A 12792-nucleotide genomic window follows, 5' to 3' on the forward strand; every position below is an offset into this window, starting at 1 on the left:
GGCCGGGCGCCCATGATGCACGAGGCCCGCGCCGACCGCGTTGCGGTACCCTGAGGCCCCTTCATTCCAAGGTGGTTACCGCGCCATGCCGTCCTTCGACATCATCTCCGAAGTCGACACCCACGAGCTGACCAACGCCGTCGACCAGGCCAACCGCGAGCTGACCACGCGCTTCGACTTCAAGGGCGTGGATGCAGCCTTCGAGCGCGAGGACGCGGTGATCACCCAGCGCGCGCCGAGCGAATTCCAGCTGCAGCAGATGACCGACATCCTGCGTGCCCGCCTGGCGGCGCGGAAGATCGACACCCGCTGCCTGGAGTTCGGCGACGTCGAGACCAACCTCGCCGGCGCGCGCCAGAAGGTCACCGTCAAGCAGGGCATCGAACGCGACCTGGCGAAGAAGATCGGCGCCGAGATCAAGGCCGCCAAGCTCAAGGTCGACACCCAGATCAACGGCGACAAGCTGCGCGTGACCGGCAAGAAGCGCGACGACCTTCAGGACGTCATGGCGCTGCTGCGGGGCAAGGAGTTCGAGCAGCCGCTGCAGTTCGACAACTTCCGCGACTGATGGATCCGCTGGAAGACACCCGCCGCTGGCTCCAACGCGCGGTCATCGGCCTCAACCTCTGCCCCTTCGCCAAGGCCGTGGTCAACAAGGGCCAGGTGCGGATGGTGCTGAGCGGGGCTCGCGACGAGGCCGCGCTGCTGGCCGAACTCGGCGAAGAACTGGCGCGCCTGCGCGACACGCCGGCGGCCGATGTCGACACGACGCTGATCGTGCATCCGCACGTGCTGGGCGACTTCCTCGACTACAACGACTTTCTCGAGACCGCCGACGCGCTGGTCGCGGAACTCGGCCTGGAAGGCGAGCTGCAGGTCGCGAGCTTCCACCCGCAGTACCAGTTCGCGGGCAGCGAGCCGGACGACATCGGCAACTACACCAACCGCTCGCCCTGGCCGACCCTGCACCTGCTGCGCGAAGACAGCGTCTCGCGCGCGGTCGAGGCGTTTCCAGATCCCGACGAGATCGTCGAGCGCAACGTCGAGACGCTGCAGAAGCTGGGCCATGCCGGGTGGCGTGACCTGTTCTAGGCGGTCATCGGGGCTGCGGCAGGGCGAGAGGCGGGATCAGTCGGCCGTCCGTCAGCGACCGGGGCTGAAGATCGAGTCGCGGCCGGCCTCGTCGAGCATGCGCCACTGCCCTTCCGGCAGGTCGCCGAGGGACAGTCCGCCCACGTGGCTGCGATGCAACGCATCGACATGGTTGCCCACCGCCGCGAACATCCGCCGCGCCTGGTGGTAGCGGCCCTCGTGAAGGGTCAGCCGCGCCCGGGTGGGCGAAATGACCTCGAGCTCCGCCGGCAGCAGCGGCGTGTCGTCGGACTCCAGCATCAGCGTACCGCTGGCGAACGCGGCCACCTCGTCCCCGCGCAGCGGTTCCGCCAGCGTCGCCTCGTACACCTTCGACAGCTTCGACTTCGGGGAGATGATCCGATGCAGCAGCTGGCCATCGTCGGTCATCAGCAGCAGGCCGCTGGTGTCGCGGTCCAGCCGCCCCACCGTCGACAGCGTCGGCGAACGCAGCGCGAAGCGCTCCGGCAGCAGCTCGTAGACCAGGCGGCCGCGATCCTTCTTGGAGCAGGTGTAGCCGGCCGGCTTGTGCAGCATCAGCAGCAGGCCCGGCGGCGGGTCCAGCGGCTCGCCGTCCACGCGCACATCGGCCCGCTCGGGCTGGTCGTCCGCGTACAGCACTTCGCCCGCCGCATCGGTCACCCGACCTTCGCGGAACATCAGCGCCACCTGCTTGCGGCTGCCGTGGCCCAGGTTGGCCAGCGTCTTGACCAGCTTCATCGCCGCATCCGCGCCTCGCGCGCATCCCAGCTGCCACGCGGCTCACGCGGCTCGCGCGCGGGCCGCGGCGGACGCGCACCCGTGGACTTCACCGCCTCCACCACCTTGAACCCGCCCTCCTGCGCTACCAGGCGCACCTCGCCAAAGCCGGTGCCCAGGGTCTCTTCATAGGGCAGGTGGCGGTTGGCGACCAGCCACAGCCGGCCACCGGGGCGCAGCGCCTGGGCGGCCGCAGCAATGAAGGCGCGGCCGACGTCGGGACGCTCGCGGCCGTCGGGCACGTGGAACGGCGGATTGCTGACCAGCACGTCGTAGCCCGTCGCAATGCCCGCGGTCACGTCCTGCCAATGGAAGCCCAGGGCCACGCGCGGCGCATGGCCGGCGAGGTTGTGCCGCGCCAGCGCCAGGGCGCGGGCGTCGGCTTCGAAAACGTCCAGTGCGGTGACGCCGGGGCAGCGCTCGAGCAGTTCGGCCGACAGGTAGCCGTAGCCGGCGCCGAGGTCGGCGGCGCGGCCAGCGAGGTCGCTTGGAAGATGCCGTGCGAGCAGCGCCGACGCCGGGTCGACGCGGTCCCAGGCGAAAACGCCCGGCCGGCTCAGGAAGCGGCCGCCTTCGATCCGTCGCGGTGCGTCGAGCCCGCGCCACTGCGCCGCCAGCGCCGGATCCGCGCCGGCCTGCCCGGCACGCGCCCAGAACACGCGGCATTTGTACTTGCTGCGCGTGCTGACCGGGCCGGCGATGCGCGCGAAGTCGGCCTCGGCGGACTTCGCGCCGGCATCGTTGGCGACGCTCGCGACCACGTACGCGCCCGGCGCCGCGCGCGCCAGGGCCTCGGCGAATGCTGCACGCGCCTCATCGCGCTGGCGCGGTGGAAGCAGCAGCACCAGCGGCCGGGCGCCGGCGTCGCCGCCGATATCCGCCGGGGCACGGTCGCGCGAGCCTTCCGCGAGCCCATCGGTCACCGTGAAGCCGGCCTCCTGCAAGGCCTCGGCGTCCGGCTTGAATACGCTTTCGCAGGCAAGCTCGGGCCAGTCCTGCGGATCCAGCGCCGCGCCCGCGCGGGCACGCAGGAACAGCGCTTCCGCCTCGCGGGCCAGCGTGCCGTCGGCAAAAGGAAGGAGCAGCGCGTCGAGGGCGGCATCGCCAGGACTGGTCATTGAGGGTCGGGGACTCGATTCAAGGGCACGGGATTGTAGTGCGGCAACCGTCCCTGCACGGTCGACGAACGCATGCTTCATCCGGTGCGAATGCCGGATTTGCCAGCATCGGGCCAATCCCGGACCACAAGGAACCACGCATGCGCGCACTTTTCGTCGGCGGCCCCATCGACAACAGCGAGCTGGACATCGACGCCGAAACGCCGCCCACCCACTATCCCCCGGACACCGGCGGCGGGCAGCCGCGTTACCGGCTGCGCCAGATCGGTCGCAAGGGCGACGGGATCGCCTACGCGGTATATGGGGCTCCCGACAGCGCCGACGACGACGTCGCCTCGGTCGCCGAAGAGCGCAGCTACGCGCGGCGCTTCGAGGCCGAGCCCGAGTCCGTCACCGGCTGATCGGGGCGCGCCACGTGCACCCGGCGCGTGGCGCGCTCAGCCCTGCGGTTTGCCCAAGGCCATCGGCTGGCCCGCCGGTCCGGCCACCGCATCAACCCTGCAGTTCGCGCAGCGTTACCGCCGGTGGCGCGTCCAGCACGCGCCGCGTGGCCCAGAGCCCAGCCAGCAGGGCCGCGGCCATGCCGGCCAGGCCGCCAAGCGCCGCCATCGCGATGTCCGGCTCCCAAGGCAGGTCGAACACCTGGGTGGCGACCACGCCCGCCAGCACCGAGGCCGCGACCGCCGCCACCAGCCCCGAGAGCAGGCCGATGACCGCGAACTCCGAGGCCTGCGCCAGCCGCAGCTGCCGCCGGCTGGCCCCGAGTACTCGCATCACCCCGCCTTCGAGCAGGCGTTCGTCCTGGCTGGCGCTGATTGCAGCCAGCAGCACCAGCAGGCCCGCGGCCAGCGCGAACCAGAACACCACTTCAACGACCGTCGACACTTGGTCGGCGGTGCTGCGCACCTGCTGCAGCACCGCGTCGACGTCGATCACCGAGACGTTGGGATAGCGCTGCACCAGGGCGCGCGTGAACGCGGTATCGCCCTGCGGCACGCTGACCGCGGTGATCCAGCTGGCCGGATAGCCGTCCAGCGCGCCCGGCGAGAACAGCACGAAGAAATTCGGCCGGAAGCTCTCCCACTCGACCTCGCGCAGGCTGGTGACGCGGCCCTCGATGCGGCGGCCGGCGATATCGAAGGCGACCCGGTCGCCCAGCCCCCAGCCCAGCGATTCGGCGAAGCCGGCCTCGACCGACAGCTCCGTGCCCTCGCCGCCGCCCGGCTCCCAGAACGCGCCCGCGGTGACCCGGTTGTCGTCGCGCAGCTCGGTGGCGGTGGACAGGTTGAACTCGCGGTCGGCCCGGCGCTGCGCGCGGCGCGAGTCTTCGTCACCGCCGCCGCCAGCGGCAAAATCGCTGCCGCTGACCGCCGCTCCGTTGTGCGTGGCCAGGCGCCCGCGGACCATCGGGTACAGCATCGGCTCGGCCAGGCCCTGCGCCGCGGCGATCGCGGCCACGCCGTCGATCTGGTCCTGCTGCACGTTGACGATGAAGCGGTTGGGCGCTTCCTCGGCCAGCGCCAGCTGCCAGCGCCCGACAAGGTCCGTGCGCACGAAGGTCAGCAGCAGCAGGGCCATCAGTCCGAGGCCGAGCGCGGACACCTGGGCGATGCTGGTGCCGGCCCGGCGGCTGACATTGGCCAGGCCGTAGCGCGCGGCGCCGCGCAGGCGCGTGCGCAGCCGGCGCACGGCCAGGATCATCAGCCAGGCGAGCAGCGCCAGCACGCCCAGGGTGGTGGCGATGCCTGCCAGCATCGCGATCGCAAGCGTCGCCGACCCCGCCTGCCACCACAGCAGCGCGCCGATGCCGGCGACGCCGGCGGCCAGCACGACCAGTGCGGCGGGCTCGGTGGGGTCGAGGTCGCGGCGCAGCACGCTCAGCGCCGGGACCCGGCGCAGGGCCAGCACCGGTGGCACGGCGAAGGCCAGCAGCACCACCATGCCCACGCCGTAGCCGCCAAGCGCAGGCAGCAGGCCCGCCGGCGGGATGTCGATGCCGAGCATGCCGGCCAGCCAGCCGGCGATCAGCCACTGCAGCCCCCAGGCAACGGCGACCCCCGCGGTGCAGGCCATCAGCCCGAGCAGCAGCAGCTCGCCGATGTGGATGCCGGCCAGGGTCGCCTGGCTTGCGCCGAGGCAGCGCATGACCGCCGCGCCCTGCAGGTGGCGCGCGCTGTGCCGGCGCGCGGCCATGGCCACCGCAACCGCGGCCAGCACCACCGACACCAGCGCAGCCAGCCCGAGGAAGCGGCCTGCGCGATCGAGCGCCGAGCGCACTTCGGGGCGCGCATCGGCGGCCGTTTCAAGCCGCTGGCCGCGTGCAAGGTTGCCGCGCGCGACGGCGGTGAAGCGCTCCACGGCGCCCGCATCACCCGCAACCACCAGCCGGTAGCGGATACGGCTGCCCTCCTGCACCAGCCCCGTCGCGGCGAGGTCCTGCGGGTGGATGAAGACCTTGGGCGCCACGTTGAAATAGTCCAGCGCGGCATCGGGCTCCTGCACCACCAGGGCCTCCAGCCGCAGCTCCAGGGTGCCGATGCCGACGCTGTCGCCGATGCTGGCGCCCAGGGTGTCGGCACCGCCGCGGCTCATCCACAGCGTGCCCGGTGCCGGGATCCCCCCGGTCGCGCGCTCGATGCCGTCGGCGCCGGCAATGCGGTACTCGCCGCGCAGCGGGAAGCCCTCGCCGATCGCACGCAGCTCGCCCAGCTTCAGCTGCGCCGCCTCGCCGCGGCCGACGCGCACCATGGTGTCGAGTTCGACGGTGTCCGCGTGCTGCAGGCCCGGGGCCAGCGACGCGTCCCGTGCCGGCCCTTCGATCGGTGCGTCTCCGCGCAGCACGGCGTCGCCGCCGAGCAGGCGGTTGGCCTCGATCGCCAGCGCGCGCGCGGCGCGGTCGGTGACAAAGCCGACCGCCGTGACCGCCACCACCGCCAGCACCAGCGCCGCCAGCAGGATGCGCACGTCGCCCGAGGCAAGGTCGCGCCTGAGCTGGCGCCAGGCAAGCCGCGCGACCCTCATGCCGCCGGGCCGCTGTCGGCCACCAGCCGCCCGCCTTCGATGCGCAGCGTGCGTCCGCAGCGCTCGGCCAGGTGTTCATCGTGTGTCACCAGCACGAGCGTGGTGCCCGCGTCCTGGTTGAGCGCGAACAGCAGCTCGATGATGGCCTGGCCGGTGCTGGTGTCGAGGTTGCCGGTGGGCTCGTCGGCGAACAGCAGCGAGGGCCCGGTGACGAAGGCGCGCGCCACCGCGACGCGCTGCTGCTCACCGCCCGACAGCTGCCGCGGATAGTGCCCCAGGCGCTCGCCAAGGCCGACGCGCCCGAGGATCGCGCGCGCCGGTGTTTCGGCGTCGTCATCGCCGCGCAGCTCCAGCGGCAGCATCACGTTTTCCAGCGCCGTCAGCGAAGGCAGCAGCTGGAAGTTCTGGAACACGAAGCCGACCTTGTCGCCACGTACCTTTGCGCGGCCGTCCTCGTCGAGCGTGGACAGCGCTGCGCCGTCGACGGTCACCGTGCCCGAACTTGGCGCATCGAGGCCCGCAAGCAGCGACAGCAGCGTGCTCTTGCCCGAGCCCGAAGGCCCGACCACCGCCACGCTCTCACCCCGCGCGATGCTGAAGCCGACGCCGTCGAGGATGACCAGTTCGCCGCCGGGCAGCTGCACGCGCTTGCCCAGGGACTGCGCCACGAGGGCGGGCGCGAGGGTGCGGACGATGTCGGTCGATGCCTGTTCGGCCATGGAAACTTCCTGCTGCGGGGGACGCCAAGGATATCGGGCGCGGGCCCGGAAACGACGTCAGCGCTGCGCCGCGAACAGCGGATAGGGATCGATCGCCGTGCCCTTCCACCACTGTTTTTCCGGACCCAGCAGGAAAATGGCGAAATGCAGGTGCGGTGCGGCGGGATCGGCATTGCCGGTGCTGCCGACATAGCCGATGACCTCGCCCCGGCGAACCTGCTGCTGCTCCGCCAGCCCTGGCGCGTAGCGCTCCAGGTGCGCGTAGTAATAGGCGTAGCGTGCGCCCGGGTCGAACTGGTAGATGGTCAACCCGCCCAGCCGGCTGTCGAACAGCTTCTCGACGTGCCCGTCGGCCACCGCCAGCACCGGCGTGCCGGCGGGCGCCATGATGTCCAGCGCCTCGTGCACGCGGCCTTCGCTGCGGGCGTCTTCAAAGGTCGGCGAGAGCTGCGAGGGCGCCACGCCCCGGACCGGCACCATCAGGCCCGGGGGCGGTCCGGCAACGCTGTCGACGCGTCTGCCGGGCTCGGACGGAGGCGCCGGCTGGGGCAAGACGCGTGTCACTGCCGGTGGCCCCGCTGCGGCTGCGGTCGTGGCAGCGGGCGTGCCTGCAGACGGCGCGTTCGCGGCCTTGGGCGGCTGCACGCGTGGCGCAGTGGCCCTCACGCTGGCAACCGGCTGCGTCGACGGGCGTTCCCCGGGCGGAACCGGCGGCGCCGGCGCGATCCGCAGGATGCGTGCCCGCTCGGCGGGCGACATCGTCGCCGCGTGCAGGGCGGCCGCCAGCAGCAGGCCGGCGAAGATCCACGCCAGGTATTTCACTGGCTATTCCTGCAGCACCGCCGGAGTGCCGGGATCGACCGCGGCCGCAAGCGCGAGCACGTTCCAGTTGGTCAGCCGGATGCAGCCGTGGGAGTCGGTCTTGCCGACGTGCGCCGGCGCCGGCGTGCCGTGGATGCCGTAGTGCTCCTTGGACAGGTCCACCCAGGCCACGCCGACCGGATTGTTGGGCCCCGGTGCCAACGTGGCCTTGGCGTGCGCAGGATCCGCGTCCCAGAACAGTTCGGGGTTGTAGTGGAAGGTCGGATCGCGCGCGACGCCCTTGATCGTCCACTCGCCGATCGGCAGCGGATCGCGTTCGCTGCCCGTCGATGCGGGGTACTGGGCGACGATTTCGCCATCGGCGGACAGCAGCCGCACCACGGAGTCGGACTTGTCCACGACCACCTTCGCGACCTCCGGCAGCGGCGCGCCACCGTCGACCGCGGGCACTACGATGCGCGAGCCGACGACGGCGAGGTCCTTGTCCGGATTGAGCCGCTGCAGCAGGCCGGGGCTGGCATGGAACATTTCGCCCAGCGCCTCGGCCGCGCTTTCAAAACCGAGCGCTTCCAGCCGCGACTGTTCCATCATGTCGGCGGGCAGCGGCTTGAACGGACCCGCGATATCGGCGGCCGTGACCACGTATTCGACCAGGACCGGCGCGGCATCCTTGTCCAGCGCTTTCCACGTCGGCTCGTCCAGCTCGCCGCTGGCCGTGAGTCCGCGACTGCGCTGGAACGCGCTGATCGCGCGCTGCGTGTTGCCGCCGCCGCGGCCGTCGATTTCGCCGGGGGAAAAGTGCGCGCGATCCAGCAGCACCTGTGCACGCAGCATCGCGTCATCACCACTGGCCGCGGCGGGATCGTTCGCGGGATGCGTGGCAGGCACCGCCGCTGCCGCCTCCTGCGACGGTGCGTCCTGTGACGGTGCGTCCTGGCGCGCATGCGCCGTCGGCAGCGCGGTCCCGATCACGGTGCAGAGCACCAGGGCAAGTGGCTTGGCAAGCGTCATTCGGCAATCCTCGGCAGGTGTCGCGGCGATGCTGCGCGAGCCGTGGAGCATGCAGCGTGAAAGGCCGCCCGCCCTGCCCCGCCGGCGTTCAGGCCCGGCTTGCGAAGCCGCAGGCCTGCAGGCCGCGCAGTCGACGTCGACGCTTGGACGGCGGCCACTCGGGCATCATGTGTTCCTGCCGCGAAGCCGCGGCGCGAAACGGAGAACGCGGATGCTGCGAGGAACCCTGCCCGCCGGGCAGTGCCTGCCGGTGCGCCTGCTGCGCACGCTGCTGCCGGCCCTGGCCGCCCTTGCCTTGCTTGCCGCGGCGCCCGCGTCCGCCCGCCAGGCCGACGGGAGTGACGACACCCGGCGCACGGTCCTGGTGATGGGTGACTCGCTGTCGGCCGGCTACGGCCTGGCCGCCGACGAAGGCTGGGTTTCGCTGCTCGCCGCACGCCTCGCGCATGACTATCCCGGCTGCCGCATCGCCAACGCCAGCATCAGCGGCGAGACCAGCGCCGGCGGCTCGGCGCGGGTGGTCGGCGAGGTCCTGCATCATCATCCCGCAGTGGTGGTGATCGCACTCGGCGCCAACGACGCGCTCCGCGGCCTGCCGCTGGCCGAACTGCATCGCAACCTGGCACGCATGGTCGGTGCGTCGCAGCACGTCGGCGCCGAGGTGCTGCTGGTCGGCATGCGCATGCCGCCCAACCTCGGCCCCGAGTACGCGCGGGGCTTCGAGCGGGTCTACGAGCGGCTGGCGGCGTTCTTCGACATCCCGCTGCTGCCCTTCCTGCTGGAGCCCGTCGCCCGCGACCGCACCAGCTTCCAGGACGACAACCTGCATCCCACCGCCGCCGCACAGCCGGCGATCGCCACGCACGCATGGCAGGCACTCGCCCCGCTTCTGAACACTGCTTGTCCGCGGGCCGCTCATTGATTGCAGCCCGTCGGCGCCGGTAGCAGACTGGAATGCCCCGCCGCAAGGAGCGCCGCCATGATTCGCGCCCGACGCATTCCCGGTTTCATCGCCGCCGCCTTCCTCGTGGCCGCCCTGTCGCTCGCGGGCTCGGCCGCGGCCATCGACGTCACCGATCCCGACTATCCGCGCAGCCTGGACCAGGATGGCCCGGTGGCGGTGTCGTGGTCGGATCCGGCCGGATTCAGCGAAGTGCGCTTCAGCCGCAACAGGTTCGAAGCCAGGCGCGGCGACTGGGTCCGCGCGATCGCAAAGCACCTTGCGCGGCGTGCCGCCGCGGCACTCGCACCCGGCGAGCGCCTTGAAGTCGAGATCACCGACATCAAGCGCGCCGGCGAGTTCGAACCTGCCGCCGGGCGCAGCGATCATGTGCGCATCGTCCGTGACATCTATCCGCCCCGGATCGACCTGTCCTACACGCGCTTCGACGCATCGGGCCAGATCGTGGACAGCGGTGCGCGCGAGCTCACCGACCTCGGCTTCCTGCAGCGGGCCGGGGGCACGGTGGCGATGGGCGACGCCCTGCGCCACGAGAAGCGCCTGGTCGACGACTGGATCCGTCGCGACCTCTCCGGCAGGGGCGACTGACGGCCCGATGGCGGTCTATGTCGACGACGCGGTGACGCTCTGGCGCGGCCGCCGCTGGGCGCATCTGATGGCCGACACGCTGGACGAGCTGCATGCGTTTGCCGCCGCCCTGGGCATGCCGCGGCGTGCCTTCCAGGACAAGACCAGCGGCGCCCACTACGACGTCACCGCCGAGCTGCGGGAGCGCGCGATCGTGCTCGGTGCGGTGCCCATTTCCCGGCATCGCGACCGTGTGCAGATGCGCGCGGTCATTGCCAATGCCCGCCGCCAGGGGCGCCGCAACGCCGTCGGGGACGATAATGGCGGCGATGAATTCCCACAGGAGCCGCGCATGACCGCCTTCGACCTCTCCCCGCCGGACGATGCCAGCCGCCGCAGGCTCAGCGAGGCCCTCGACGACGAGGCCCGCCGGGTGCTCCTCGCCCACGGCACCGAAGCCCCGTTCTGCGGCGCCTTCCTCGACAACAAGCGCGAGGGCACCTATACCTGCGGCTTCTGCGGCCTGCCGCTGTTCCGCGCCAGCGCGAAGTTCGACTCCGGCACCGGCTGGCCCAGCTTCACCACGCCCGTGGACCCCGCGCACATCCGCTACGTGCGCGACAGCAGCCACGGCATGGTGCGGGTCGAAGAAGTCTGCGCGCGCTGCGGCAGCCACCTTGGCCATGTTTTCCCCGATGGCCCACCGCCCACCGGCGAGCGCCACTGCCTCAACTCCGTGTCCCTGGACTTCACTGCCGACGGCGACCCGCTGCCGGACCTGCTGGGCCGCGGTGCGCCCGAGGGCCTGCCGGCCGCCTGAGCGGCGTCCACGGCCGCGCCCGGGTATCCTCTTGCGCCGCGCGCCTCGGCACGCATCGCGTCTCCAGCACGGAATCCACGATGACCCAGACCACCCCGCCCGACCGCCTCAGCAACGACCCGCGCAGTCCCCACTACGACGAGGAGGCCATGCAGCGCGGCATCGGCATCCGCTTCAACGGCGACGAGCGCACCAACGTCGAGGAATACTGCATCAGCGAGGGCTGGATCCGGGTCGCCGTGGGTCGTGCGCTGGACCGCCGCGGCAACCCGATGACGATGAAGATCAACGGCAGCGTGGAGCCCTATTTCCGCGATGCTGCCGACGCAGGCGACTCCGCCTGACGCACTCGGCACGGGGCGCCCGCAGGCGCCCCGTCCTCGCGGGGGTTTGCCACGCGAGATCCACGCGCTGGCCGTCTGCGCTGCGCGCAGCGGATGAAATCGCGCGGCTGCCATTCACCGCTCGCGCCGCTCACGCTCCGTCGATGCGCACAACCGGAAAATCGCAAGCTCCCCCACACAGCGGAGCACTGCAAGATGAACACGCGCATCCAGCACACCGGCCTCCTCGCCGCCGCCCTCGCCCTGCTCGTTGCCGGTGGCAGCGCGGTGGCCAATGACAACGACCCGCAGACCGACCGCAGCGCCACGGCCGACTCGGATCAGCCCGTCGATGACACCTGGATCACCACCAAGGTCAAGGCCAGCCTGCTTGCCGACGAAGACGTCGCCGGCCTGCAGGTCGACGTCGAGACGGTCAACGGCGTAGTGACCCTGAGCGGTGATGTCGACAGCCAGGCGCAGATCGACGAAGCCCTCCGCATTGCGTCCGGCATCGAGGGCGTGACCGATGTCGATACCACGGGCCTGCGCGTCGACCCGACCGAATAGATCCGCGCCGACTGCGTTGCACACGGACACCGGCCACGCGCCGGTGTCTTTTTTTGCCTGAATGGCGCGCGCGCAGCCAAATGTTATCCGCGCCTGCGCGCAGCCTCCACGCCGCCACAACCCGCCGCGCGCAATAGTCGATGTTCCCCCGACAACGCAGGAACGCACGGATGAACAACAGAGACTCTTCCCCCGACGCAAACCGCGACCCGATCAGCGGCGCCCCGGGTTCACATCCCGTGGGCGTGGCCGCCGGCGGCACGGCGGGTGCGCTTGCCGGCGCCGCGGTCGGCAGCCTCTTCGGCCCCATCGGCACCCTGGTCGGAGGTGGCATCGGTGCCGTGGGCGGCGCCGCCGGCGGCAAATCGCTTGCGGAACGCGTCGACCCGACGGCCGAAGTCGAATACTGGCGACAGGATGCCGGCAACCGCGAGTACTACCAGGCCAACCGCGACTTCGACCGCGACTACGCGCCCGCCTACCGCATGGGCACCGAATACCGCAACGAGTCCGGCCGGCGCGAATGGAACGAAGCCGAGCCGCAGCTGCAGCAGCGCTGGAACGAGGCCCGCGGCGACTCGAGCCTGGACTGGGACACGGCGCGGCCCGCGGTGCAGGATGCGTATGCCCGCACGGACCGCACCTACAGCGCCTACGAGGATACGGACCAGCACTACTCGAAGCAGTACGACAAGACCGATTACTACAGCGACGGCTTTGGTTTTGACGACTATCGCTCGGCCTACCGCTACGGCACCCAGGCGCGCACCTCGCGTCCGCAGGCGTCGTGGTCTCCGCAGACCGAGTCGGAACTCGAGCGCGGCTGGGAGCAGGCCAAGGGCGAGTCGCGCCTCGGCTGGCAGGACGCCAAGGCCGCGGTCAAGGACGCCTGGCACCGCGTCGAGGAACGCATGCCTGGCGATGCGGACCGCGACGGCCGCTGATCCACCGGCTGCAACAGCCGGCTGCG

15 protein-coding genes and 1 pseudogene are annotated in these 12792 nt (G+C 71.4%); 10 read left to right on the forward strand and 6 right to left on the reverse strand.

Annotation, left to right across the window (positions count from 1 at the left end):
- Positions 1-85 precede the first annotated feature (85 nt).
- Both WCE37_RS12250 and WCE37_RS12255 read left to right on the forward strand, forming a co-directional pair.
- Positions 86-568 (forward strand): YajQ family cyclic di-GMP-binding protein, encoded by a 483-nt coding sequence (locus WCE37_RS12250; RefSeq protein ID WP_343256089.1) that lies wholly within the window; start codon positions 86-88, stop codon positions 566-568.
- On the forward strand, positions 568-1092 hold the full coding sequence (locus tag WCE37_RS12255) for a DUF1415 domain-containing protein (RefSeq protein WP_343279606.1): 525 nt from the start codon (positions 568-570) through the stop codon (positions 1090-1092). The genes WCE37_RS12250 and WCE37_RS12255 overlap by 1 nt, the downstream gene beginning before the upstream one ends.
- Positions 1093-1143: 51 nt before the next feature.
- On the opposite strand, the gene WCE37_RS12260 is transcribed toward WCE37_RS12255, so the two are convergent.
- Together WCE37_RS12260 and WCE37_RS12265 are read right to left on the reverse strand one after the other, a co-directional pair.
- Positions 1144-1851 carry a 16S rRNA pseudouridine(516) synthase gene (locus WCE37_RS12260; protein WP_343279607.1) on the reverse strand — a complete coding sequence of 236 codons (708 nt, stop codon included), beginning with the start codon at positions 1849-1851 and terminating at the stop codon, positions 1144-1146.
- Positions 1848-3008 (reverse strand): methyltransferase, encoded by a 1161-nt coding sequence (locus WCE37_RS12265; RefSeq protein WP_343279608.1) that lies wholly within the window; start codon positions 3006-3008, stop codon positions 1848-1850. The genes WCE37_RS12260 and WCE37_RS12265 overlap by 4 nt, the downstream gene beginning before the upstream one ends.
- Before the next feature lie 140 nt (positions 3009-3148).
- Between WCE37_RS12265 and WCE37_RS12270 the strand changes: the two genes are divergently transcribed.
- On the forward strand, positions 3149-3409 hold the full coding sequence (locus WCE37_RS12270) for a hypothetical protein (RefSeq protein WP_343256188.1): 261 nt from the start codon (positions 3149-3151) through the stop codon (positions 3407-3409).
- A gap of 91 nt (positions 3410-3500) precedes the next feature.
- Here the strand turns inward: WCE37_RS12270 and WCE37_RS12275 are convergent, their stop codons facing one another.
- Genes WCE37_RS12275 through WCE37_RS12290 form a run of 4 tightly spaced genes read right to left on the reverse strand, consistent with a single transcriptional unit; the run spans position 3501 to position 8581 of the window.
- Positions 3501-6029, reverse strand: a complete 2529-nt coding sequence (locus WCE37_RS12275; RefSeq protein WP_343279609.1) for an FtsX-like permease family protein — start codon at positions 6027-6029, stop codon at positions 3501-3503.
- The gene (locus WCE37_RS12280) at positions 6026-6748 is read right to left on the reverse strand and encodes an ABC transporter ATP-binding protein (RefSeq protein ID WP_343279610.1); all 723 of its coding nucleotides are present in this window, start codon (positions 6746-6748) and stop codon (positions 6026-6028) included. Before WCE37_RS12280 ends, WCE37_RS12275 begins: the two co-directional genes overlap by 4 nt.
- A gap of 57 nt (positions 6749-6805) precedes the next feature.
- Complete coding sequence (locus tag WCE37_RS12285) at positions 6806-7570, reverse strand: peptidoglycan DD-metalloendopeptidase family protein (protein WP_343279611.1); 765 nt, start codon at positions 7568-7570, stop codon at positions 6806-6808.
- A 3-nt stretch (positions 7571-7573) separates the two neighbouring features.
- A complete protein-coding gene (locus tag WCE37_RS12290; RefSeq protein ID WP_343279612.1) occupies positions 7574-8581 on the reverse strand; it encodes a L,D-transpeptidase in 1008 nt (335 codons plus the stop codon).
- A gap of 211 nt (positions 8582-8792) precedes the next feature.
- Between WCE37_RS12290 and WCE37_RS12295 the strand changes: the two genes are divergently transcribed.
- From WCE37_RS12295 to WCE37_RS12325, 7 genes and pseudogenes are all read left to right on the forward strand, one after another.
- The gene (locus tag WCE37_RS12295) at positions 8793-9503 is read left to right on the forward strand and encodes an arylesterase (protein ID WP_343279613.1); all 711 of its coding nucleotides are present in this window, start codon (positions 8793-8795) and stop codon (positions 9501-9503) included.
- A gap of 57 nt (positions 9504-9560) precedes the next feature.
- Positions 9561-10130, forward strand: a complete 570-nt coding sequence (locus WCE37_RS12300) for a DUF3016 domain-containing protein (RefSeq protein WP_343279614.1) — start codon at positions 9561-9563, stop codon at positions 10128-10130.
- A gap of 7 nt (positions 10131-10137) precedes the next feature.
- Positions 10138-10407 (forward strand): annotated as a pseudogene (locus WCE37_RS12305) (DUF4031 domain-containing protein); the annotation flags it as partial.
- A 54-nt stretch (positions 10408-10461) separates the two neighbouring features.
- Entirely contained in the window at positions 10462-10929 is a 468-nt protein-coding gene (gene msrB, locus WCE37_RS12310; RefSeq protein WP_343256191.1) for a peptide-methionine (R)-S-oxide reductase MsrB, read from the forward strand.
- 80 nt (positions 10930-11009) lie between these two features.
- A complete protein-coding gene (locus WCE37_RS12315; protein ID WP_343256181.1) occupies positions 11010-11273 on the forward strand; it encodes a DUF3297 family protein in 264 nt (87 codons plus the stop codon).
- A 195-nt stretch (positions 11274-11468) separates the two neighbouring features.
- Positions 11469-11822, forward strand: a complete 354-nt coding sequence (locus tag WCE37_RS12320; protein ID WP_343279615.1) for a BON domain-containing protein — start codon at positions 11469-11471, stop codon at positions 11820-11822.
- Between the two features lie 170 nt (positions 11823-11992).
- Positions 11993-12766 (forward strand): hypothetical protein, encoded by a 774-nt coding sequence (locus WCE37_RS12325; protein ID WP_343279616.1) that lies wholly within the window; start codon positions 11993-11995, stop codon positions 12764-12766.
- The last annotated feature ends 26 nt before the right edge of the window (positions 12767-12792 follow it).

Source organism: Luteimonas sp. MJ250 (assembly GCF_039548455.1).
GTDB lineage: Bacteria > Pseudomonadota > Gammaproteobacteria > Xanthomonadales > Xanthomonadaceae > Luteimonas.

Excerpts from the sequence above, each read along its gene's own strand:
- WCE37_RS12250 (WP_343256089.1), top strand. The coding sequence starts at position 86 with ATGCCGTCCTTCGACATCATCTCCGAAGTCGACACCCACGAGCTGACC.
- WCE37_RS12255 (WP_343279606.1), top strand. The coding sequence starts at position 568 with ATGGATCCGCTGGAAGACACCCGCCGCTGGCTCCAACGCGCGGTCATC.
- WCE37_RS12260 (WP_343279607.1), bottom strand. The coding sequence starts at position 1,851 with ATGAAGCTGGTCAAGACGCTGGCCAACCTGGGCCACGGCAGCCGCAAG.
- WCE37_RS12265 (WP_343279608.1), bottom strand. The coding sequence starts at position 3,008 with ATGACCAGTCCTGGCGATGCCGCCCTCGACGCGCTGCTCCTTCCTTTT.
- WCE37_RS12270 (WP_343256188.1), top strand. The coding sequence starts at position 3,149 with ATGCGCGCACTTTTCGTCGGCGGCCCCATCGACAACAGCGAGCTGGAC.
- WCE37_RS12275 (WP_343279609.1), bottom strand. The coding sequence starts at position 6,029 with ATGAGGGTCGCGCGGCTTGCCTGGCGCCAGCTCAGGCGCGACCTTGCC.
- WCE37_RS12280 (WP_343279610.1), bottom strand. The coding sequence starts at position 6,748 with ATGGCCGAACAGGCATCGACCGACATCGTCCGCACCCTCGCGCCCGCC.
- WCE37_RS12290 (WP_343279612.1), bottom strand. The coding sequence starts at position 8,581 with ATGACGCTTGCCAAGCCACTTGCCCTGGTGCTCTGCACCGTGATCGGG.
- WCE37_RS12295 (WP_343279613.1), top strand. The coding sequence starts at position 8,793 with ATGCTGCGAGGAACCCTGCCCGCCGGGCAGTGCCTGCCGGTGCGCCTG.
- WCE37_RS12300 (WP_343279614.1), top strand. The coding sequence starts at position 9,561 with ATGATTCGCGCCCGACGCATTCCCGGTTTCATCGCCGCCGCCTTCCTC.
- msrB (WP_343256191.1), top strand. The coding sequence starts at position 10,462 with ATGACCGCCTTCGACCTCTCCCCGCCGGACGATGCCAGCCGCCGCAGG.
- WCE37_RS12315 (WP_343256181.1), top strand. The coding sequence starts at position 11,010 with ATGACCCAGACCACCCCGCCCGACCGCCTCAGCAACGACCCGCGCAGT.
- WCE37_RS12320 (WP_343279615.1), top strand. The coding sequence starts at position 11,469 with ATGAACACGCGCATCCAGCACACCGGCCTCCTCGCCGCCGCCCTCGCC.
- WCE37_RS12325 (WP_343279616.1), top strand. The coding sequence starts at position 11,993 with ATGAACAACAGAGACTCTTCCCCCGACGCAAACCGCGACCCGATCAGC.